Source organism: Rhizobium sp. AG207R, from assembly GCF_027109195.1.
Taxonomy (GTDB): domain Bacteria; phylum Pseudomonadota; class Alphaproteobacteria; order Rhizobiales; family Rhizobiaceae; genus Rhizobium; species Rhizobium dioscoreae.
The window spans coordinates 12,780-34,303 of the sequence record NZ_JAEPVT010000008.1; the positions used below are offsets into that span (position 1 = coordinate 12,780).

General features: G+C 57.5%; 14 protein-coding genes and 6 pseudogenes. 8 read left to right on the forward strand and 12 right to left on the reverse strand.

Translation table 11 applies throughout. The features are described 5' to 3' along the window. Nucleotides 1-26: 26 nt before the first annotated feature. The 8 genes and pseudogenes from JJQ51_RS19610 to JJQ51_RS19645 form a co-directional block, all read right to left on the reverse strand. Nucleotides 27-983 (reverse strand): substrate-binding domain-containing protein, encoded by a 957-nt coding sequence (locus JJQ51_RS19610; protein ID WP_269245145.1) that lies wholly within the window; start codon nt 981-983, stop codon nt 27-29. 64 nt (nt 984-1,047) lie between these two features. Then, entirely contained in the window at nt 1,048-2,076 is a 1,029-nt protein-coding gene (locus JJQ51_RS19615) for an ABC transporter permease (protein WP_269245146.1), read from the reverse strand. Beyond that, on the reverse strand, nt 2,073-3,536 hold the full coding sequence (locus JJQ51_RS19620) for a xylulokinase (RefSeq protein WP_269245147.1): 1,464 nt from the start codon (nt 3,534-3,536) through the stop codon (nt 2,073-2,075). Before JJQ51_RS19620 ends, JJQ51_RS19615 begins: the two co-directional genes overlap by 4 nt. 3 nt (nt 3,537-3,539) lie before the next feature. After that, entirely contained in the window at nt 3,540-4,169 is a 630-nt protein-coding gene (locus JJQ51_RS19625) for an SIS domain-containing protein (RefSeq protein ID WP_269245148.1), read from the reverse strand. Between the two features lie 78 nt (nt 4,170-4,247). Then, on the reverse strand, nt 4,248-5,189 hold the full coding sequence (locus JJQ51_RS19630) for a sugar-binding transcriptional regulator (RefSeq protein WP_269245149.1): 942 nt from the start codon (nt 5,187-5,189) through the stop codon (nt 4,248-4,250). 472 nt (nt 5,190-5,661) lie between these two features. Then, a pseudogene (locus JJQ51_RS19635) lies at nt 5,662-8,787 on the reverse strand (efflux RND transporter permease subunit). After that, nucleotides 8,784-9,827 (reverse strand): efflux RND transporter periplasmic adaptor subunit, encoded by a 1,044-nt coding sequence (locus tag JJQ51_RS19640; protein ID WP_269245150.1) that lies wholly within the window; start codon nt 9,825-9,827, stop codon nt 8,784-8,786. Before JJQ51_RS19640 ends, JJQ51_RS19635 begins: the two are co-directional and overlap by 4 nt. A gap of 89 nt (nt 9,828-9,916) precedes the next feature. Next, entirely contained in the window at nt 9,917-11,380 is a 1,464-nt protein-coding gene (locus JJQ51_RS19645) for an efflux transporter outer membrane subunit (protein WP_269245151.1), read from the reverse strand. A 294-nt stretch (nt 11,381-11,674) separates the two neighbouring features. Between JJQ51_RS19645 and JJQ51_RS19650 the strand changes: the two genes are divergently transcribed. The 5 genes and pseudogenes from JJQ51_RS19650 to JJQ51_RS19670 all read left to right on the forward strand — a co-directional run bounded on the left by JJQ51_RS19650 (nt 11,675) and on the right by JJQ51_RS19670 (nt 16,080). Then, nucleotides 11,675-12,358: a response regulator transcription factor gene (locus tag JJQ51_RS19650; protein ID WP_269245152.1), complete on the forward strand. Its 684-nt coding sequence runs from the start codon at nt 11,675-11,677 to the stop codon at nt 12,356-12,358. Continuing rightward, on the forward strand, nt 12,358-13,623 hold the full coding sequence (locus JJQ51_RS19655) for a HAMP domain-containing sensor histidine kinase (RefSeq protein ID WP_269245305.1): 1,266 nt from the start codon (nt 12,358-12,360) through the stop codon (nt 13,621-13,623). Before JJQ51_RS19650 ends, JJQ51_RS19655 begins: the two co-directional genes overlap by 1 nt. Before the next feature lie 184 nt (nt 13,624-13,807). Further along, nucleotides 13,808-14,217, forward strand: a pseudogene (locus tag JJQ51_RS19660) (tyrosine-type recombinase/integrase); the annotation flags it as partial. A 76-nt stretch (nt 14,218-14,293) separates the two neighbouring features. After that, nucleotides 14,294-15,460, forward strand: coding sequence for an ATP-binding protein (locus JJQ51_RS19665; RefSeq protein WP_269245153.1), 1,167 nt, complete (start codon nt 14,294-14,296; stop codon nt 15,458-15,460). 344 nt (nt 15,461-15,804) lie between these two features. Further along, nucleotides 15,805-16,080, forward strand: coding sequence for a hypothetical protein (locus JJQ51_RS19670; RefSeq protein WP_269245154.1), 276 nt, complete (start codon nt 15,805-15,807; stop codon nt 16,078-16,080). 687 nt (nt 16,081-16,767) lie between these two features. On the opposite strand, the pseudogene JJQ51_RS32845 reads toward JJQ51_RS19670, so the two are convergent. The 3 genes and pseudogenes from JJQ51_RS32845 to JJQ51_RS19685 form a co-directional block, all read right to left on the reverse strand. Further along, nucleotides 16,768-16,986: pseudogene (locus tag JJQ51_RS32845) on the reverse strand (DNA polymerase Y family protein); the annotation flags it as partial. 6 nt (nt 16,987-16,992) lie between these two features. Then, a pseudogene (locus JJQ51_RS19680) lies at nt 16,993-17,425 on the reverse strand (ATP-binding cassette domain-containing protein); the annotation flags it as partial. A 240-nt stretch (nt 17,426-17,665) separates the two neighbouring features. After that, on the reverse strand, nt 17,666-18,589 hold the full coding sequence (locus JJQ51_RS19685) for a LysR family transcriptional regulator (RefSeq protein ID WP_269245155.1): 924 nt from the start codon (nt 18,587-18,589) through the stop codon (nt 17,666-17,668). Between the two features lie 143 nt (nt 18,590-18,732). On the opposite strand from JJQ51_RS19685, the gene JJQ51_RS19690 reads away from it, so the two are divergent. The 3 genes and pseudogenes from JJQ51_RS19690 to JJQ51_RS19700 form a co-directional block, all read left to right on the forward strand. Further along, nucleotides 18,733-19,872 (forward strand): epoxide hydrolase family protein, encoded by a 1,140-nt coding sequence (locus tag JJQ51_RS19690; RefSeq protein WP_269245156.1) that lies wholly within the window; start codon nt 18,733-18,735, stop codon nt 19,870-19,872. After that, a complete protein-coding gene (locus tag JJQ51_RS19695; protein WP_269245157.1) occupies nt 19,869-20,777 on the forward strand; it encodes an alpha/beta fold hydrolase in 909 nt (302 codons plus the stop codon). Before JJQ51_RS19690 ends, JJQ51_RS19695 begins: the two co-directional genes overlap by 4 nt. An 18-nt stretch (nt 20,778-20,795) precedes the next feature. Then, nucleotides 20,796-21,071: pseudogene (locus tag JJQ51_RS19700) on the forward strand (ester cyclase); the annotation flags it as partial. A 47-nt stretch (nt 21,072-21,118) separates the two neighbouring features. On the opposite strand, the pseudogene JJQ51_RS19705 reads toward JJQ51_RS19700, so the two are convergent. Further along, nucleotides 21,119-21,276: pseudogene (locus JJQ51_RS19705) on the reverse strand (LysR family transcriptional regulator); the annotation flags it as partial. Nucleotides 21,277-21,524: the final 248 nt, after the last annotated feature.

The window sequence follows — 21,524 nt, forward strand, 5'->3', positions numbered from 1 at the left end:
CTGAGCCGCCGCGCGTCGGCTTGATATCAGTATGCCTTGTCGGCCGTATCAGCAGCGTTGTCTTTATTGACGAGAAGCGGTGGATTGTCGATCACCGGCTCCAGCTTCCGTCCGCCGAAGAACTTCTTGATGTTCTCGACCTGGATCTGCGCAAGTTTCGCTGGCTCCTGGATCGCGCCGGCCTTGAGGATGGAGTTGTCTTCAATGTTCTTGACGCCGAGCTTGTCGACGAAGGCATAGAGCTTCACATCATTGCGGCCGAGTTGCTGGATCGCAGCCAGCGCGCCAAGGGCAGACGGCTCGGTGTCGGAATAAACGACCGTGATGTCCGGATGGCCCTGGAGCATTTCGGTTGTGACTTTCAGCGAGGTCGTTTCCTCGACCTTGCCGTTGACGAGAGCGACGAACTTGACGTTGGGGTTCGAGGCAACCGCTTCCTTGAAACCGTCGTCACGCGCATTTGCAGCAACCGATGTCGGTTCACCGACAATGCCGACAACGGCCTTGCCATCGGCACCAATATCCTTGAGCAACTGCTTGCCGATATAGACGCCTCCAGCCTTCTGGTCCGTCTGAACAGCTTGCTCGACCTTGAGATTTTCAGCCTTGAGGCCGGCAGGATCGGGCAGGAGGTTGATAGTGAACACCGGGATCTTCGCCTGGTTCAGTTCGGAAACAGACGCCACGCAGGGACCCGAGGAAACGCAATTGAGGGCCACGGCTGAGACGCCCTGCTGGATGAGCGACTGCACCTGCGAGAGCTGCTTTGCATCATCATTGTCGGCGATCAGCACGCGGATGTCGAAGCCCTGTGCGGCAGCGTTCTGCTCGAAACTCTTCTTCATCGCGACGTAATAAGGGTTTGTAAGGTTGGGCAGGGCGACGCCCAACACCTTCTTGTCCGCGGCGTGAGCAGTCGAGGCAAGGGCGGTAAGGCCGATGCCTGCGGCCAGTAATAGGGTATTCTTCCAGTTCTTTTTCATCGTGTCTCCTCCTTTTGGATGATGAAATACGGGAATGGCGCTGCGCCCGAAGGCGCAGGCAAAATTATGCTGTGCCCGCGAACTTCTTTTTCAGAAACTTGGCCCATGGCAGGGAGAGCCGGCTGGACGAGCGCATCGTGTCGAAAGTGACGCCGACGAGGATAATCACGCCGATAACCAGCGGCTGCCAGTAGGCATCGACATTGAGCACGTTCATCAGGTTCGAGATGGTTGCGATCAGCGTCGCGCCGATCATCGCACCGTAGATCGAGCCTATGCCGCCGAAGAGGCTGACGCCGCCGACAACGGCACCTGCGATCGAAAAGAACAATTCGTCGCCGCGTCCTGCCGTCGGATAGCCCGTCATCAGGCGCGAGCCGTAGATCAGGCCGCCGCATGCGCCGCAGAGGCCAGAAATCGCATAGACAAGGATCGTAATGCGAGACGTGTTGACGCCGGCAAGTCGTGCAGCTTCAGCATTGCCGCCGACGGCGAAAATATGAGTTCCCGTAACGGTGCGTTTGATGAAAATGGCTGCAACGATTATGGCAATTGCGAGCGCGATAACCGGAAACGGGATCCCGGAAATCTTGGCCTGCCCAATGAAACGATAGCCGAAATCCATCACGCGGATGGATTCCGCACCCGTAATGATCTGCGGGATTGAGGCGGCAACGCCCATCATCGCGAAAGTGACGATGAACGGCGGCACGCCGGTCTTGTCGATGATGACGCCATTAAGCGCGCCGGCAAGCGCCCCAACGGCTAGGACCAGCACGGCCGCGACCGGCCAGGGCAATCCGACATACTCCATGAAGACAGCGGCGAGCACGCAGGTCATCGCCACGATCGAGCCGCACGACAGATCGATGCCGCCGGTAAACAGAACGAAAGACTGGCCGAGGCACAGGAAGCCGATGACCGCCCCGTTTAGAAGCAGAACGAACAGGTTCGACAGCGTCAGGAAGTTCGGAGACGCAAGCGCACCGGCGATCAGGACGACGAGAAGCACGAAGGCTATTCCCGCCTCGGCTGGAACCTTGACGCTGTGTCCCTGGCGGGCCTGAGGTTGGATTTGTGACATATCGCTCATCTTCCTTCTCTCCGCGTTGCGTGACGCTGGGCCGCTCTATAGGCCTCGCGAACGTCCGCAGCCTGATCGAACGCCTTCAAGTTCGGCTCGGCGACGATCCTGTATTGCGGCTGCCACTCCTCTGCGACATCAGCTGTAGGGCGGCCCAACAGGGCCGCTGCAGCTTGCACAGCCGCACCAGCGGCAGCGGCTTCCGCAACATCGCATGTCCAGACGGGCTTGCCCGTGAGGTCTGCGAGGATTTGGCGATAGGCCTTGGACTTCGATGCCCCGCCGGTAACGATGAGGCGTCCTTTCCTCTCCAATCCGAGAGACTCCAGTAGATCACCGCCCTCTAACAGGCCGCAGAGAACGCCTTCGATGGCGGCACGCGCCATCTGTCCCGGTTCCACATCGCTGCGCAGACCACTGAGGGTCCCGGTGGCGTCGGGGAAGTTCGGGCAGCGCTCGCCATCCAGGTACGGGACCAGGACGAGACCGCGCGCCCCCGGGGCCGTAGCGAGCGCCAGTTCATCGAACTCACCGGTGCTAGCACGCAGGATGCGGCGAAACGCATCCGTGACCTTGGCCGAATTGAGCGTCGTGATCATTGGCAGGTACGCGTTGGCCGCGTCGGCATAGCCGTTTATGGAGCCTGTGTCGTCCTTGATGCCAACGGAGGTGCGACCATAATACGTACCGCTGGTACCAAGCGATATGACAACGTCGCCCTTGCGGATTCCCATGCCGAGCGCTGCCGTCATGTTGTCGCCAGAGCCCGCACCGACGGCGGCGCCTTCCAGCATTTCAAGTCCTTCGATGCGCTGGACAGGTCCGGAAACCTCGGCGGACCCGATGATATCGGGCAAAACACTCTGCCAGTCGATGCCGGGAACGGCGAGCTCGGCGAGGCTGTAGTCCCAGCTGTCTTTGAACGGATTGAAGTAGCCTGTACCCGAAGAGATACCGCGCTCGGTCGCCACCCGTCCCGACAGACGAAACAAGATATAATCCGACGGTAGCATGATGCGCTTTGCCTTTGCCACCATTCCCGGAAAGATCCGCTCGGTCCAGGCAAGCTTGCTCACGGTCAGGGCGGCGGCCGGGATCGACCCGGTCCTCGCCGCCCATTCCCTGGGAGGAAGACGCTCAAGAAGACGCATCGCGTCGGGTGCGGATTCGGTGTCGTTCCAGAGCTTCGCATCGCGAAGTGGAAGGCCATCCTCGCCCAGCATAACGAGACCATGCCCTTGGCTACCGCACGAGATCGCCGCGATGCGCGGCAGGAATTCGGAAAGTTCACCGAATGCGGCCCAAAGGGCATCCCACCAGGAATGTGGCGATTGTTCGCTGCGCGGCGGCGTCGTCGTGGGATGCGGCTTTCTAGCCTCGCCCACCACTGCGCCATCTTCCAGCCGCCGAAGAACCACGGTGCAGGATTGGGTGGATGAGTCTATCCCGGCTACGATATCGCGCACCATTGATCAACCCTCCGCCGTCTGCAGCCGTTCGAGACTCTTCTCCGCGTCGCGGCCAACCGCACCAGACGGATGCGTGAACAGGAGCTTATCCCATCCGTATCCTCGCCCCACGCGGCAGACTTCGACAAGTGCATCGGTGACGGCAGCCGCAGCAAGCGAGCTTCCGGTCGCAACGACAGCGCCCAGATCGCTGTCTGCGGGCAGCGTCAGGAGGATCACGTCATCCGAAAGCTGGGCGAGTGTGGACTTGGGATCTGCGGTGATTGACACCAAGCCCGAGCAGAGCGACTTCGCCCGCGCGCAAAAATCGTTGAGCTCGCCAGAGCTTCCGCCCTTGGACAGCGCAAGCACAAGATCGTCTTTCTGCAGGACGCCCAAGCCGCCATGAAGACCATCACCCGGCGGTAGGTAAAAGGCAGGCGTCCCACCGACGGAAAGTAGATGCGCGGCGCGACTTGCGATCGCGCCCGATGTACCACTTCCGGTGACGAGGATCTTGCCCTTGCACTCTATGAACTTTCTGGCGACGACAATGAACGTGTCGTTGAGGCCTTCGAGCGTTGCGAGAATTGCTGCCGCATTCGCACCGATAACCTGCTTGGCGCGGCCAAGCCAATCTTCTTCAAGCTGCATGTGAGCCTCCCTGATGAGGAGACTCATATGTCATGCTCAAGTTTTCGTCAAGTGAGTGTTTATGCGCTCATTTGAGCGCTATTTGGATTCGATCAGTTTTCTTGCTACGCCAGCGTCCGTGATGAGCGTGGTGATCCACTTACCCTTCAATACTGCCCGTATCGCGTCCGCCTTCTCAAGACCGCCTCCGATTCCGATCCGCTCGGGAATCTTGCGGAGCTGCTCGGTGCTGAGGCAGAGTCCAGTATGTTCAAGCGGACTTGGAACAGGCGCGCCATCTTCGGCAATCAGCGTGGCGCACACATCGGCGAACACATTCTTCTTAAGTGCATCGCGCCGCCAGTCGTCCGGGAAGCCGGAGCTGAGACACGACTCCTGCGGCCGCCACGATCCGATGCCGACCGCAAGGACATCAATCTTGTCGTATCGGGACATGGCATTGGCGATCGAGGTCTCATTGCGCAGGCGCGCGATTAGTTCCGAGTCATCAACCCACATCGGGCCAAAGAGAGGATACGCTGTCCCACCACTGGCGCGGGTGAAACGATGTACCAGCTCCGTCGGATTCTGCGAGAGATCCAGACCCGCCGGACTACCCCCGGCCTGGACAACATCGACCTTGGGAAGCTTTGTTAGAGCCTTTGCCGTCGCCGAGAGAGTCCGCCCCCACGATATACCCAAGAGCTGGCCATCGATCAGCGATTCCTCCAGGAAATCGGCAGCAAGTAGGCCCAGAGGTTCGAAAAGATCCCCCGCATGAACGTCGGGACCATCGAGCACCAGCGCGGCGTTCAGGCCAAATTTGTGCCGTACCTTCTCAGCAAGCTCGGTATCGAGGTCGCCCTGATCGCTGATCTCAATCCTGACGATGCCCTCGGCAAGAGCTGTATCCAGCAGACGCGCAACTTTGAAGCGGGAAATTCCCAATTCATCCGCGATTTGAGATTTGGTATGCTGTTGGATATAAAATCTTCTCGCGACAAGCGATGCTTGAAGCTTTTGAAGTGGTCGACGTGGCATAAGTGTGAAGCCTTGCTCATTTGTGCACTATCGTGGTTTTGGCAGAATCCTGGTTCGAGGGCAATTGGATCTTTGAGTTTTTGTCATTGATCTCACTCGCGATCGCGCACGGTGACGTCACGCTTGAGTAGGAGTTATCGACACGCCACAAGCGCAGACTTTGCTTTACGAACCCAAGGTGTCGAGTTTCACAACGTTCCGGCCCGTATTTTCATTTGACGTTGATCCATTCAGTCTTTGTTGATTTGCGGTGGGAACTGACCCGGGGGTTCAAATCTCAGTGATAATATCCACCAATCTGGAGTGACCCTTCCGGCTCTGATTGAGGCCCACAGAGCGTATCAGTTTTTCCGTTTCCCGTGGTCCAACCCGAAGGGTTCACTCCAATCCCGGGTCAGTTCTCGCCGCAAATCAACACATACACTGAGGCACCTTATCAACGTGCGTGCGGCAGCTATGTGAGTAGCCAAGATTAGCTTGGATTGCGCCGTTTCTTTACTGCTCTGTCGTGGACGTCTGACAGATGAGGCAGTTCTGCAGGTTGGGTGCGATTAGAAATGAAGGTCCGCTTCAAGAGACAAACGAAGTCATCTATGAAAGTGAAGATGGTCGGTATGACAAGCAAGCTCAGGAACGTCGAGGTGAGCAAACCGCCAATTACGACGATTGCCATCGGTTGTCGAAAACTGGAATCTCCGCCTGTCAGGCTCAAAGCAACCGGCAACATGCCTGCACCCATCGCAATTGTTGTCATGACGATTGGCCGGGCCCGCTTATGGCAAGCATCCACCAATGCGTCGAAGCGCGCCATTCCCTGTCGCCGCGACATAATCGCGTATTCGACTAGGAGAATGGAATTTTTAGACACCACCCCCATCAGCAATATCAGCCCGATAATGGCTGGCATCGAGAAGCTGGTGCCCGTGACGGCCAAGGGAAACAAGGCTCCCCCAAGCGCAAGCGGAAGCGCCATCAGGATCGTGACAGGCTGGAAGAAATCATGGAAGAGGAGCACGAGCACGGCATAGATGCAGAAGACGCCTATTCCCATTGCGGTGCCAAAGCTATCAAACAGCTCCGAACTGCGCTGAAGTTCCCCCTGCTCCACCTGGTAAACGCCTTGCGGCAAATGCTGAAGTGCGGGGAGAGCCTGCGCTTCCTTGTTCACATCCCCAAGAATACGCCCATTGAGCTCTACCGACAGCGTGATGTTTCGGGCACGATCGATCCGATCAATTTCCGAAGGGCTGCCTCCGATCGTGATCGCCGCTATGCTTCCCAAAGCCACCTTGCCGTTTGTGCCGGCAACCTGGATCTGCGATATCGCGTCGATATCCCTGCGAAATTGCGGATCGAAGCGGACTCGAATGGCAATCTGCCTCTGCGGCAGATTAAGCTTGGCCAAGTCGTTCGAGTAGTCTCCGTTGGTCGAAATGCGCACCGCCTCCGCGATCGATTCAGATGTCACACCCAGTGCGGCAGCCTTGGCGAAATCGGGCCTTATCTGGATTTCAGGCGATTGCAGGGAGGCGCTCGATGTCACGGCTCCAATACCCTTCAATCCTCGAAGCTGTTCTTCAAGCGCACTTGCCGCCTGTTCCAGGGCATTGGAATCATCGCTTGCAAGCGTTAGCTCTAACTTCGTGCCATTGCCTCCGGTGCCGACTTCGACGCGCACGCCAGACAGCACGGAAAGCGCGTGCCGAATATCGTCCTCTATTGCGGATTGCTTCCGCTCCCGCTGACCAATGTCCTTGAGGTTCACGACCAGAGTAGCCTTCGTCACATCCGTTGTCGTTGTCGAATCCAGTCCGCTGCCGCTTGTGGAGCTCCCTACGGCGCTGAAGACCCGCATGATATCGGGCAGTTTCGAAATAATCTCGCTCGCCCGTTTAGACACGGCGTCCGTTTCATCCAGCGTGCTGCCAGGCTGGAGCGTCAGACTGACTTGCGTCTGCGCGTCGTCGGAAGCGGGAAAGAAGCCTGTTCGCATGAACGGAATGGTCGACAGGGACAGGATCAGCAGTATCCCGGTAACGAGCAGCGTCAATCTGCGATGATTGAGGCAGATTTTCACCGTTGCGATGTAACCCCGCATGATCGGGCCGTCACCTTTCGCAACGTGGTGGGGTTTCATCAAATATGCCGCCATCATCGGCGTCAGGAAACGGGCGACGAGCAACGACGCCAATACCGCCACGGAAGCGGTCACGCCGAATTGCCGAAAGATCAGGCCCGGAATTCCGCCCATGAACGCCGTCGGTAGGAATACGGCGACCAGGGTAAAGGTCGTTGCGATGACTGCCAGTCCGATTTCGTCGGCCGCCTCAAGTGCCGCATTCATGGGCGACTTGCCCATCTGAAGATGACGGGCGATGTTTTCCACCTCGACAATCGCGTCGTCCACCAGAATGCCAACGACGAGTGACAGCGCGAGAAGCGTGACCGTATTGAGGCTGTAATCGGCCAGGTGCATGGCCAGGAATGTCGGTATGATGGAGAGCGGGAGAGCAATTGCCGAAAGGCACGTCGCACGAAAGTCACGCAAAAATATCCAGACGACGATAACCGCAAGAATGGCGCCTTCATAAAGCATGTGCATCGAGCCGTCATAGTTCTCGATGACGGGATTCACCGTTGTATAGGCCTGAACAATCTCAACTTCCGGATGCTTCGACGCAAATTCCTTCATCTTTGCCTGAATGTCATCGGCAACGGCCGTATCGGAAAAGCCGTTTGAACGCTTGATCTCGACAGCGACCACGCGATCCCCATCGAGATAGGCAAGGGAGGAGCGGTCCTCGAAGCTGTCGGTGACCTTGCCTATTTCATCCAGGCGTACGCTTTGGCCGTTTGATAACGGGATCGGCAATTTTGCCAGATCGTCGACGGAAGGAACGGCGCCGAGGGTTCGCACGGTTTGACGCGCAGAACCGATATCGCCACGACCGCCGGACTTGTCCGATTGAACGGATTTCACGCGTGACGAAATATCCGAGGCGGTGATGCCGAGGGATGTCATGAGACTGGGATTGAGGTCGATGTGAACCTCACGGTCCACGCCGCCCAGCCGGTCGACTTCTCCCACGCCGCCGACGGAGAGCAATGCCTTCGTCATGTCGTTGTCGACAAACCAGGAAAGCTCCGTCTCATTCAATTGCTTGGAGCGAACCGCGTAGGTGAGGAGAACGGAAGATTGCACCGTCACCTTGGAGACGGTTGGCGAGTCCATTTCAGACGGAAGATCGCTCTTGGCGCTATCGACGGCATTCCGCACCTCGTTCAACGCTTCTTCGCTGTTCTTCTCGAGCTTGAAGGAGACGCTGATCGATACAGATCCGTCGGTAATCGTCGTCGTGATGTGATCGAGAAGACTGAGGGAGGCGAGTTTGTCCTCGATTTTACGCGCGACTTCAGTCTCGAGCTAGGTTGGCGCAGCACCTTCAAGCGATGCCGAGATCTTGACGGTCGGCAGATCCATGTCCGGAAAATTCTGGACATGGAGCTTCGAAAAGGCGAGCAAGCCGCAAACCGTCAACAACACGAACAGCAATACGGCGGGCACGGGGTTGCGAATTGACCAGGCGGAAATGTTCATTCTGCCGCCCCTTCAACAGTGACAAGCGCACCTTCCGAGAGGAAGGCCCCGCCAGATCGAACAAGCGTCTCATCGCCCGAGAGACCGGCGGTGATCTCGACGTGGTTCTCTTCGCGGCGACCAACATCGACACGGGTGCGATGTACCCGGTTCGCTTGGTCGATTGTAAAGACATAATTGATACCGTCTCTGAAAACCAAAGTGGTTTCGGGCACGGTCAAAGCTCTTTTCGTACCGATATCTATGTTCCCGGAAACATAGAGACCGACGCGGGGCTGAGGCTCTTTCGGCAATTCCACATAGACGATCGAACGCCCTGTATCGCTGCTGACGGTCGGCGCGACAAGCCTGACCACCCCCTGAAACGTCTGTCCGTTCGGTCCCTTGATTTCCACGGTCTGACCCTGCTTCACTTGCAGGAGATATTGAGCCGACACCTCAGCCTGCCATTCGATACGTTGCTGACGAATAAGGCGAAAGAGTTCCGTGCCGGTCGAGACGACAGCACCCAGCGAGGCCGATCGCGAGGTGATGATGCCATCGTCGACCGCGAGAATGGAGGTCTGCTCAAGTTTTATTCGCTCGCTCTCAAGCGCAGCCTGTTCGGATTCAAGATCCGCCTTGGCGGTCTGCTCCGTGGTTAGGTATTCGACTTTCTTTTGGTCGGACAATGCGCCCGAGCCTCCGATTTGTCGGGCGCGATCCGCCTCGATTTTCGCCTTTGCCAGATCTGCCTCTTTTGTCGCAACGGCCGCCTCCTCCTTGCGCAGATCGGCCAGCACGGTGTCCTGGTTCAGCCGGACGAGAAGGTCGCCCTTCTTGACGACGGACCCGACATCGACAAGGACCTCGGTGATCCGCAAACCACTCGTTTCGGATTCAATTACGGCTTCGTTCCAAGGCTTCAACCATCCGCTCGCGGGGACAGCCTCAGGCCAATCCTGGGTCGAAGGCTTGACCGCGGCGACGGTTAGTGCCGCGGCTCCTTGGCTCTGCCCCTGTTCTTCCGCCGCAACGTGAGGTGCTCCAGTTATGCACATCGATATGATTGCGAATGAAGCTCCGTATGCAAGACGCTTTAGGCGCTCGCGGAGATATGCATGTCTCTGATAGGTCCTGAGAGAAATAGTCATGGGGTGGATTGCTTTACCTGAAAGTGCGGAGCTTCCTGCAAATCGCTGACAGCCGGATGGGAGATATCGATCGGACCAGTCCACCCGCCTCCGAGCGCTTTGTTGAGCGAGACATAATAGGTAGCGATATCGGCCTTGGCCTCGATGAGATTTGTCTGGGCGGAATACAAGGACCGGTCGGCATCCAAGACGTCGAACAAATCACCTTCGCCGGCAATCTGCAGCTGCTTGGAAAGCTTGGCGGCAGCACGATAGCCCTCGACGGACTTTGCCAAATCCGCCGAACGCGCTCTTGATCGATTAAGGGAAACGATTGCGTTCTGAACATCCTCCATGGCGGAGAGTACGGCCGACTGATAGGAGAAGAGATATTGATCCCGCTGCGCCTTGGCGACGTCGACAGCTGCCTTCAACTGGCCGCCTTGGAAGATTGGAATCGTAAGCGATGGTCCGAACGACCATCCGATGGTGGATTTCTTACCCAGATCGGAGATGCTCGCGGCGGAAGAATCGATGGAGCCGGTAAGCTTCACCGACGGATAACGATTGGCCTCTGCTTCGCCGATCTTTGCCGTAGCCTGCGCCAATTCGCGTTCTGCCTTGCGCACGTCGGGGCGGGTATTCAAAATGTCGGCAGGTATTCCGACGGATATTGTCGCCGGCGGAATCGGGAGCCTTTGCCTTTTGCCAAGTGCAGCCTCAAGCAACAACGGCGACTTGCCAAGCAAGACTCCAAGTCGATTGACTGACTTGGCATAGGAAATTTCATAGGAAGGAACGTCGGCGCGGGTGGAAGCCGCTTGCGCTTCGGCCTTGGTCACATCGACCAAGGAGGTACTCCCGGCCCCATATTGCGTACGCGTCAGCGCAGCCGTTTGGCTCTGCGATTTTGCCGAATCTTTAGCGAGTTCCCCTAGCTGCTGATATTCGCGCGCCTGAACGTAGTAGGTAGCGACATCCCCAATCAGGGTGACCAGTGTATCGCGCAGGTCCTCTTCCGCAGCATCGACGCCGTATTTTGCAGCCTCCGCCGTACGCTTGTTGCCGCCAAACAGGTCAAGCTCCCAGCTGGCATCGAAACCTGGTTGATAGTCGTTGTAGATGGTGGCGGGCGTGCTACCGGATGCGGCCGTGCGGTTGCGTGTCGCGGAAGCCGTGCCCTCGATCGTCGGAAGCAGTGTGCCAACCTGCTCGCGATAAGTCGCACGAGCCTCCCGTATCTTCGCCTTTGCTGTGGCGAGGTCGAGATTGGCGGCGACGGCTTGAGCAATGAAATCATCCAGGATGGGATCTTTCATTTGCTTCCACCATTCCACAAGCGCCGGCGGCTTGTCGGAATTGTCTCGCGCCTTAGCGTGCCAGCTCGCTGGCATGGAGAGGCTTGGCTTCTGGTAGTCTGGGCCGACGACACAACTGCTGAGTGCGCCAGCCAAAAGAAGCGGAGCGCTAAACTGGTACATCTTCCTTCCTATGGTTGAGCTTCGGCACCTGTCGCGTGTTGTAGCCGCAAGCTTGCTTCTGCGAGACTCGCCGTCGCGATCTGATGCCGCTCCCTCTTTGGGCATGGTATATGGAGACCGCGAAGGGGATTTAGTTGTTTCAGTCAATACGAGGCTCCAAAGCAAATTGCCGACGGACCTCTGATAGCGGCTGTGATGTTAAGAGACGTTAAGGAAGTGTAAAGTTGTGTAAAACTTCTTCCGATCGACGTTGTTGCGTGTATTCGTGCCAACGCAATGCACACGGAACCCGAGATGGCGAAAGTACTTTTGATCGATGACGACACCGAGCTAACGACCCTTCTCAGCGAATATCTTGTGGAGGAGGGTTTTCAGGTTGAGACGTCAGAAGATGCCCGTGTTGGCATAGCTGGTGCCGCCGACCAATCGGTGGATATCATCGTTCTCGACGTGATGATGCCGCGAATGAACGGCATAGACGCTCTGCAACGCATCCGTCGGCTAGGCAATGTGCCCGTCTTGATGCTGACAGCAAAGGGAGATGACATCGACCGGATTGCTGGACTCAACCTTGGCGCGGATGACTATGTGGCGAAGCCATGTTCTCCCGGTGAATTGGTTGCTCGCATTCGCGCCATTCTCAGGCGAGGAGGAAGCAGGCTCGGTGACGAGAGTATTCTTCACGCCGGCGACCTAGCCTTACATCCGACCAGTCGAACTGCCCAATGGCAAGGCAAGCCGCTGGAACTAACGGGTGCCGAGTTCAATATCCTCGAAGTGTTGGCGCGCAACGCCGGGCAATTGGTACCAAAACAAGAAATCTCTCGGCGCGCATTCGGCCGACCTCTCACGCCATTTGATCGTCGCATTGACGTACATATCAGCAGCGTCCGCCAAAAGCTCGGCACCCGGGATGACGGAACGTCTTGGATTCGTTCCGTCCGCGGTCAGGGATATCAATTGGTGCAGGAGCCTTGATGCGAAAGCTATTTTGGAGAATTTTCGCGATCGTATGGTTCACGACGGCAATATCGATCGTGGTGCTGTTTGCGATCAGCTATGTCTTCAGATTGTTGCCGCCCACCGAGGAACTGCGCGAAGAACGGACATCATTCGCGCTCGACACAGGGGCAAGGCTGCTGGCGACGGGCGGGATTGATGTGGCAGAACAATTCCTGTCCGTTGTTGCACAGACATCCCCACCTGTTCACCTGAAACTGAAGGCTATCGGCGCGCCCGTGGAATGCGCCATCAAGGCAACGGACAGATTTGAAAGACGGGTGGTCAATGCAGACCATTGCTATCAACTGAACGCCGAGGTACCGGAAATCGGCTTTCTGTCACGCAATTTGCCGAAGCTCATTCCCTGGGCTTCGGCGATGTTTGCTGCCGCATTCGCAGCCTATTGGCTGGCCCAATATCTAACACGGCCGGTGGAGCAGTTGAGGATCGGATTGCGTGCCCTGGCGCAGGGCCAGTTCGACAAAAGGATCGGCAACAAGATTGATCGAAAGAGGGACGAGATTGCGGCGCTTGCTCATGATTTTGATATCACCGCCGCGCGACTGCAAGAGTTTCAGGATGTCCAGCAGCGCCTCTTTCACGACATCTCACATGAACTCCGCTCCCCTCTTTCTCGACTGCAGGCCGCAATCGGCCTTCTAAGCAAAAATCCCAACCGGCTGCATGCGATGACCGAACGTCTCGAACGGGAAATCGCAAGAATGGATGATCTCGTTGGCGAGATCCTGACCCTCGCCAGGCTGACAGCAACGGAGAGCCAGCCACTCGAGCGGCAGATCCTGGATGTCGTCGACCTCATTCGCGAGATCGCCGATGATTGCGCGTTTGAAAGCGCTCCGCGCAACATATCCCTATTCTATGAGGGAGCCGAGTCCTGCGTGACATCCGTCAATGGCGAGCTTATCTATAGAGCGATAGAAAACGTCGTGCGAAACGCCGTCAAATATTCGCCATCAGATACACAGGTTCTCATCCGCACCAAGATAGAAGACCAAGTCTTCATAATCAGCGTAAGCGATCAAGGCTCCGGTGTTCCTCAAGATATTCTCGATGCAATTTTTCAACCGTTCCGGCGCGGAAGGGACCTATCCGCAGGTACCGTCGGATTTGGCCTCGGATTGGCGATAACGAAGCACGCCTTCACACGCCATGGCGGACACGTAGAAGCCGAACTTCCTGCGGAGGGAGGGCTGCTTATACGAATGATCCTACCTGTTTGACCCACCCATTGGAGCGCGCACTACACTACCGTCTATCTCTTTGCTCTTGATGGGAGTCGAACCGACGACCCTGTGGTTACAAAGTGTTTCACTCCTCAAATTTTCCAAAGGCATGTATCGACTTTGCCTCGATAGAATGTCCGACCCGCGGGCCTGCGGCCTCCACCGGCGAACTGCAACGACGTGCCGATCGCGGTTTCTCGGCCGCACCAAGACGACAACGGCGGACGACCGCACGCACGTCGTCGTTTTGATCGGCCGGCCGATCGAAGCGCTGAAGCGGTGGATCGAGGAAGCCAGAATCGATACCGGACCGGTGTTCCGCCGCATCGACCAATGGGGCAATATCGATCGGCCGGCGCTGACGCCGCAGTCGGTCAATCTGATCCTGAAGACGCGGTGCAGCCAGGCCGGTTTGGATCCGGAGCTCTTTGGCGCATGGACTGCGATCCGGATATCTGACCAGGGCGGCCAATCGCGGCATCCCTTTGAAGGAGGCATGCAGCAATCCCTGCACAAGCCGTGGCGCAGGCGGCGAGCTATTATAACAACGCGGAGCGAAAGAACGGACGGGCGGCGCGTTTGTTTTTGTAGCGCTACGTCCGGATTCTCGAGAGACGCGCGCTATTTTCTCCTTGCAATTCTGGAGTTTTATTCCATAAATGCAAGGATGATTAACCGTCGAATATCATCCGAACTGAACGAACTCCTCGATACGCGCCCAGCTGTCGCGCTCATCGGGCCGCGTCAGGTCGGAAAAACGACGTTGGCACTCTCCATAGCCGACCATCGGCCTTCGATCTATCTCGACCTGGAATCGGATGCTGATCGTGCCAAGCTCGCCGAACCGGAACTATATCTCAGCCAACATAGTGACAAGCTCGTCATATTGGACGAGGTTCACCGGCTTCCTAATCTTTTTCAGAATTTGCGCGGACTTATCGACCGCGGCCGTCGAAGTGGTAGAAAAGCGGCGCAGTTCCTGCTGCTTGGGTCAGCATCCATTGACTTATTGAAACAGTCGGGTGAGACGCTCGCTGGCCGTATAGCCTATCTTGAAATGGGCCCCGTTTACGGCATCGAAGTACCAGCTGACGAACTAAATACGCTATGGCTACGAGGGGGTTTCCCAGACAGTCTACTCGCTCAAACCGATCGCGCAAGCCAGCGATGGCGGCAGGACTTTATTCGTACGTATCTGGAGCGAGATATTCCTTTGCTCGGTCCTCGTATTCCTGCGGAGACATTGCGGCGCTTCTGGACCATGCTCGCGCATCATCAGTCCGGACTTCTGAACGCCGCAGAGTTTGCACGTGCGCTTGGCGTCGATGGCAAGACCGTTGCCTCCTATCTCGACCTGCTGGTTGATCTGCTGCTCGTACGACGTCTGGAGCCTTGGCATGCAAATGTTGGAAAGCGTCTCGTAAAATCGCCTCGGGTTTATGTTCGCGACAGTGGCATCACCCACACTCTCTTGGGGTTGACCACTCAGGAGGATCTGCTCGGCCATCCGGTCGCCGGTGCAAGTTGGGAAGGTTTCGTTATCGAGACGCTGATTGCTGCAGCACCGGCCGGAACACAGAGTAGTTTCTATCGGACATCCGCCGGCGCCGAAATCGATCTGCTCCTCACGCCACCGGGCAATCGTCCGTGGGCCATCGAAATCAAGCGTAGTCTGTCGCCTAGACTCGAAAAGGGCTTCTATCTTGCGTGCGAGGATTTGAATCCGCTGCGACGGATCGTCGTCTACCCCGGACAGGAGATCTTCCCCATGAAGCAAGACGTGGAAGCAATGCCGGTATCAGCGTTAGGGGCAGCCTTGGCCGAACTCGGCTAGCGCACTGAGCGCTTCTCGGCGCCAAAGCCTGTCCAAAATGACCAGGCGGAGCTCGCCCTCTTCAAAATGGCCCCTGAACATTCAAGGCGGCATAGATATACGGTAGGCGCAGGCTTATGCCACCGTAAGGCGGATTGCCCTATAGCCTCAACTCCTCCAATACCGGTCACCATCCACCCTGATCCTCATTATACTATTTTCTCGAACATAGTATAGCGCCGCTGTCGAGATGCCCGCTCTTGATGAGAATCGAACCAAAGATCCCGTTCCCGATTTCATAAATTTTTGTAATCAGTTAGAGACCGAGAGATAAGCGCCTCCTGAAACTCCTGTGAAAGAAGCCCATGTTCGTCATCAGGGAACTTCTTAATCGAAACGACTTGATTGAATGGGCGATCACCGAGGGCTTCCGGGAGATCGTACCGGCGACCGCTTTGCATGTTACCGTCGGAAAATTCCACGAGACGAACGTTTGGCGGCAGCTGGTACCCGCCGCGGACGATTTGACGATCCGCGCGAGCCAACGAAGAGCTATACTGAACTTTGGAGGCATCGTCGTACTGGCCTTGGTTCCGTCAAGCTTTCCCGCCGTCACGCTGAGTTTCGCCGGGCGGGGATGACGTGGTTTTACCGAGACCACACCCCACGTATCGTTCGCGCTCGACAGCCTGGATTTACGAGACATCCGGCCGTTTGACGGCCGCCTCCGTTTTGGACCGGAGATTTTCAAGCCTGATCCGATCCTGGATTCATTGCCAACCTGACGAAACGTTGTCTCTAGGCCACTCCCGACGTCGTTTCGGGTTGCGCGCTCAACAGGGAGCATTTGCCCTCTGCGAGTATGAGGACTGATTTCGCGCCGGCCAGGGATGAGATCGACGTGTTCACCGACCCGCGATCAACCAAACGATGTGCGAAACGTAATCACCTTGATAAGGAGCGCCCTCAAAGCATAGTTCTGAGCCTCATTGAGGCAGATGAGGGGCAACCGGGGCTGGGCTGGGTCGCGGGCCTTGCGCGGCTGGCTTCGCAGCGGCATTTCAGAGGAGGCGAGAAGTGGTTTTGATGACTTACGCGGGGACTTCGTCATGAAAAACACTGCAACAGAGAAAGCTTAAGGAGTCGAGTCTTTCCTCTTGGCGATCAATCTGGATTGCCTACTCCTCGCGCCACCGCCGCCAGTTCTATGAGTTGCGTGTCGTTATGCACGCCTTGTCGGTAGAGCTCGATAATGATAGCCGCCGCGTGTTGCGCTTCCTCGCTGTCCTTGCCAACCTTTAGCCTCGCTAAAATTCCGTCCAAGGCCCGGCGCCATCGGTGTCAATGACGATACCGTCCGCGCCATCGACGGCTACGATCGGGGAATATTGCGAGAGGGACCAGGGCGCGATCCGCTGGAGCGCTTCCGCACCGGCCGCTGGATCCGCATCGGCGAACCGCAGCCCATGCACCATGGCTTGCGCCTTGGCGGCCGGCATGCGGACGCGCACACCTGCTTGCCTGGCCTTGGCATCGGCCGCCGATATCCAGCGCCTGGAGCCGCTGCTAACGGTCGAAAGGCAGTGGGCGGTCGCGATCACCGTCTTTCCCTCCATCACAAGATTGGGCTTCTCCTGGATGGCTGCTTCGGATTCGCTGTCCAGGGCCGACGTCGCCTCGTCGAGCACTAAGATCGATGCATCCTTCAGGAGCACGCGAGCGATAGCCACCCGCCGGCGCTGACCGCCCGGCAATTTGATGCCGCGATCGCCGACGAAGGCGTCATAAACTTGCGGCCCTCGCTGTCGGCAAGGTCGGCAATGAAGCCATCGGCGCTCGCCATCTTGCCACCCTTTCGATCTCTTCCTGCGCCGCCTCCGGCCGGCCGCCGCGGATATTGCGCCGACGGAACGGTACAGCGGCGCGACATCCTGGCGCGATGACCCCTGTCGCGCAGCGAAGACTTGCCTGCGTGATGGCGCGGATACCCACGCGCCAAGCAGGCGCTGGACCGATTGCGTGTCCTGTTGAAACTCATTCTGGAAGCCCGAACGTAGGCAGTTTGAACGGATTAATCAGGCGCTTACTGTTGGCTTCAACGTGAACGCCTCGAGCAGCGCAAACCTTTTGCCATAAAGAACAAGATAGCCGTGCCCCAGAGAAATGTCCGCTACAGGTGGACAGCACACCCATTAGGTAGACTTAGACATGGGGCGGCTGTACCGCCTAATCCACACGTACTGGACGGCCAGTGCCAAGCAGGTGTGAATTTTCGACGAGGTAGTCAACAAAACACCTGATACGCACCGGCATGTGGGCTCCGCCGACGAATACCGCATGGATCTCTTCCACTTCGCCGGGATTGAACTCCTCGAGAAGCGGCACGAGTTGTCCAGACCGGATTGCGTCCTCGACGGTCTGCGTTCCCACGCGCGTAATTCCGACACCCTCTGCGGCGAGTTGCCCCAGCGTCTCGCCATTGTTTGCTTCTACACTGCCTTTGATAGTCAAACGATAATCGAGCCCGTCTTTCCGAAACGGCCAAGTTGGGGCGGCTCGCTTGAAGTTGAACCCTAGGCAGTCGTGATCATGAAGGTCCTCTGGAACCTGCGGCGTGCCTCGACGTGCGAGGTATTCCGGGGATGCGACGATCACCTTGCGCGTTTCGCCGAGCTTTCGCGCGGTCAACGCCTCGTCGGTCACGGGACCGAAGCGGATGCCAACGTCTGCTTGCCCTGCGGCGATGTTCACGATCGTGTCGGTGAGGTTGACGTCGAGCAAAATGCCGGGATACCGCCTGATAAACTTGCCCAGAAGCGGGACCAGCGACAGTCTCCCGTACTGGATGGACGTGGTCACCCGAAGACGACCGCGCGGGGAACTCCGGTCGGAGATCATCTGCTCGGTTTCGCGGAGATCCGCGAGAATTCTGCGCGCCGCCGATAGATAAGCGGTGCCCTCCGGCGTAATTGTCAGCAATCGAGTACTGCGCAGCAGCAACCGGACCCCAAGCCTTGCTTCGATGCGATCGACGATCCTGGCGACCGAAGATGGCGCAAGACCGAGCCGGCGGCCGGCCGCGGAGAAGCTTCCCGCTTCGGCGACTAACGTGAACATCTCAAGATCACCTGTCACTTCCATTCCACCCATTTATGCGTCCTGCGCAAAAGATTTTCGCGGAAAGATGGGATACACAGGACAAAAGAAAAGCCCATCTTTGCGTCTGATCGAATGATGCAACCTTCCGTTCGTGGAGCTAACTCGCGGTCGAATAAGTTGGAGGGCAAAACAGGATGATCTCGCCATTTAAGATCCACATATCCGATGAACGCCTCGCTGCGATCCGCAATAAGGTCGAGGCGTATGACTGGTCTCAGCTTGCCGACGTCGGCGGCTGGTCGGCAGGGGTCGGAGTGCGTGACCTCAAGCGCCTGGTAGCCTACTGGCTCGACAGCTACGACTGGCGTGAGGTCGAGCAGCGTCTCAATCGGCTTCCGAATTTCAAGACGGATGTGGAGGGCGAAGGGATTCACTTCCTCCATGCCAAAGGCGACGGCTCCAAGTCACCCGTCCTCCTTCTGCATGGTTGGCCGGGATCCTATCTCGAGTTTGAACGCCTAATCGACCCGCTCGTAGCGGACGGGCACGACGTGGTCGTCCCTTCCCTCCCCGGTTTCGCGTTTTCACAGCCGATCACGGGCGTCATCGGACCACGGCGGGCAGCCGAACTGATGCATCTGCTGATGACGAGGCTGTTTCCAGGTCGCCGTTACGTCGTGCAGGGAGGAGACTGGGGCGCAGGGATCGCAAGTTGGATGGCTTATAGCCAGCCAGACGCGTTGCTTGGGTTCCACCTTAACATGGTCGGTGTCCTGGCCAAGGATGTTGTCCCGACTACCCCGGAAGAGGAGGACCTGGTCAGAAGGCGAGCCGTGATCCTGGACTGGGAGACGGGCTATAATCACGAACAGGAGACTCGCCCGCAGACGCTGGGGGTGGCGCTTGCCGACAGCCCGGTCGGAGCGGCTGGATGGATATTGGAAAAATTTGGCAAATGGGCCGACCTGGGTACGATGGCAGACGGTAGTCCAGATCTCTGGAGCAAGTTCTCCGAAGATGAACTGCTGACCAACATCATGCTCTACCTGGCACCGTCATCGGTTGTCACTTCGACCTGGATCTATCACGGCAAGCGTCTGGAGGGATCGCAGACATTTCCGGAAGGCACCCGCATCGAGGTCCCAATGGGCGTAGCTGCGTTTCCCGATCCGGTATTCCTCCCTCCACCTAGATCGCTTGCCGAAAGGACCTACAACGTCGTTCATTGGAGTGAGTTGGCCAAGGGAGGCCACTTCGCGGCGCTCGAGCAACCGGAACTGATGCTCGCGGACCTGCGGACGTTCATCGCAAGGGTTGAGGGAGGCAAGCGTTGAGCGCGGCGAACGGAACAGCCACGAAGACCGTTGAGACGGGCACCCTTTCCATCGGTTACCTTGAACACGGGGCGCCCGACGGTTGGCCGGTCGTTCTCTCACACGGATTTCCATACGACGTGCACGCGTTCGATGAAGTCGGTCGGACTTTGGCGCGGGCCGGAGCGCGGGTCATTGTACCGTATACTCGTGGTTTCGGACCGACGCGCTTCCTGTCGGACGAAACGCCTCGCAGCGGACAGCAAGCTGCCCGCGGCCTTGATATCGTCGAACTGATCGACGCGCTTGGGATCAAGCGGCCCATTCTTGGCGGCTTCGACTGGGGCGGAAATGCCTCATGCGTGGCGGCAGCCCTATGGCCGGAACAGATCGGCGGCTTGGTATCCTATGCTGGCTACGACATCATTGACGTCAACGGGCAACGGCACCCTGTGGCTCCTGCATTGGAAAAAGTCTTCTGGTATCAGCACCTGTTCCAGACGGAGCGTGGACGCGAGTGCCTGTCGCAACACCGCCGGGATCTCTGCCGGATACTATGGAGCGAGTGGTCTCCAGCCTGGCGGTTTGATGATGCGACGTTTGCCAGGTCGGCCGAGGCGTTCGAAAATCCTGACTTTGCGGACGTCGTCATTAGCTGCTATCGCCATTCTTTCGGCCTTGAGGCCGGTGAGATGGCGATGCAGGAGTTCGAGGTCAGACTGGCCCAGAAGCCTGCAATCGCCGTGCCGGCTGTCACCATTGACGGGACCAGTGATCCCCTGAAGCCCGGTGGGACGTCGCACCATGCAAAAATGTTTGTCGGCTTCCATGAACACCGCGTCGTCAACGCCGGACACAACGTGCCGCAGGAGCAACCCGAGGAGTTCGCGAACGCTGTCATTAGGATCCACCAGCAGATCAGTTGAAGCCCCAGGAGGAACGAGATGACGGCCCCACTTTCGGAATTGTATCAAGAATATATCGACTGCCTCAATAACCGGGACTGGGGCAGCCTGGCGGACTACGTCAATACCGATGTCGCCTACAACGGAGAGATCGTCGGCCTTGATGCATATCGGCGGGCGCGGGAGAAAGAGGCTCATGAGATCCCCGACTTGTACTACACAGTCGACATCCTGGTCTCAGACAACAATACGCTGGCGAGCCGCCTCGAATTTGACATTAGTCCAACCGGGGAGTTTCTCGGCCTTCCGGTCAATGACCAGCGCGTGTCGTTCTGCGAGAACGTCTTTTACGAATATAAGGGCGGAACTCTCGCCAGCAGGGGATCGGCATCTCCGACAAAGCAGGGCAGTCGGGTCATGCCAATCCCTTGTTGCGCCGCAGCGATCTGCGCTTGGGGGTTCGGGCCGTGAACGGAACCCCTGTAGCGCGAACCTCTCCCTCGTTGACCCAGTCCGGAAGAGCGGTTTCTACAGTCTCCAAAAGACGGTGATACGTAGCTTGGACATAGCGGCTTTTCTCCCGGGCCAGGATGGATGTAATGGGAGGGCTTCTAATCTACTCTCCCCCTAGTGCACTGGATACTTCCCATGTATTAGTGAACAGTAATAAGATGTTTTTCTCAATGGATCCATTACTACTCCTTACCTCTATTAATTGTGTATTGTGGCAACTTCAACACAGCATTGTTTGTCTCTGGGTTGTATATG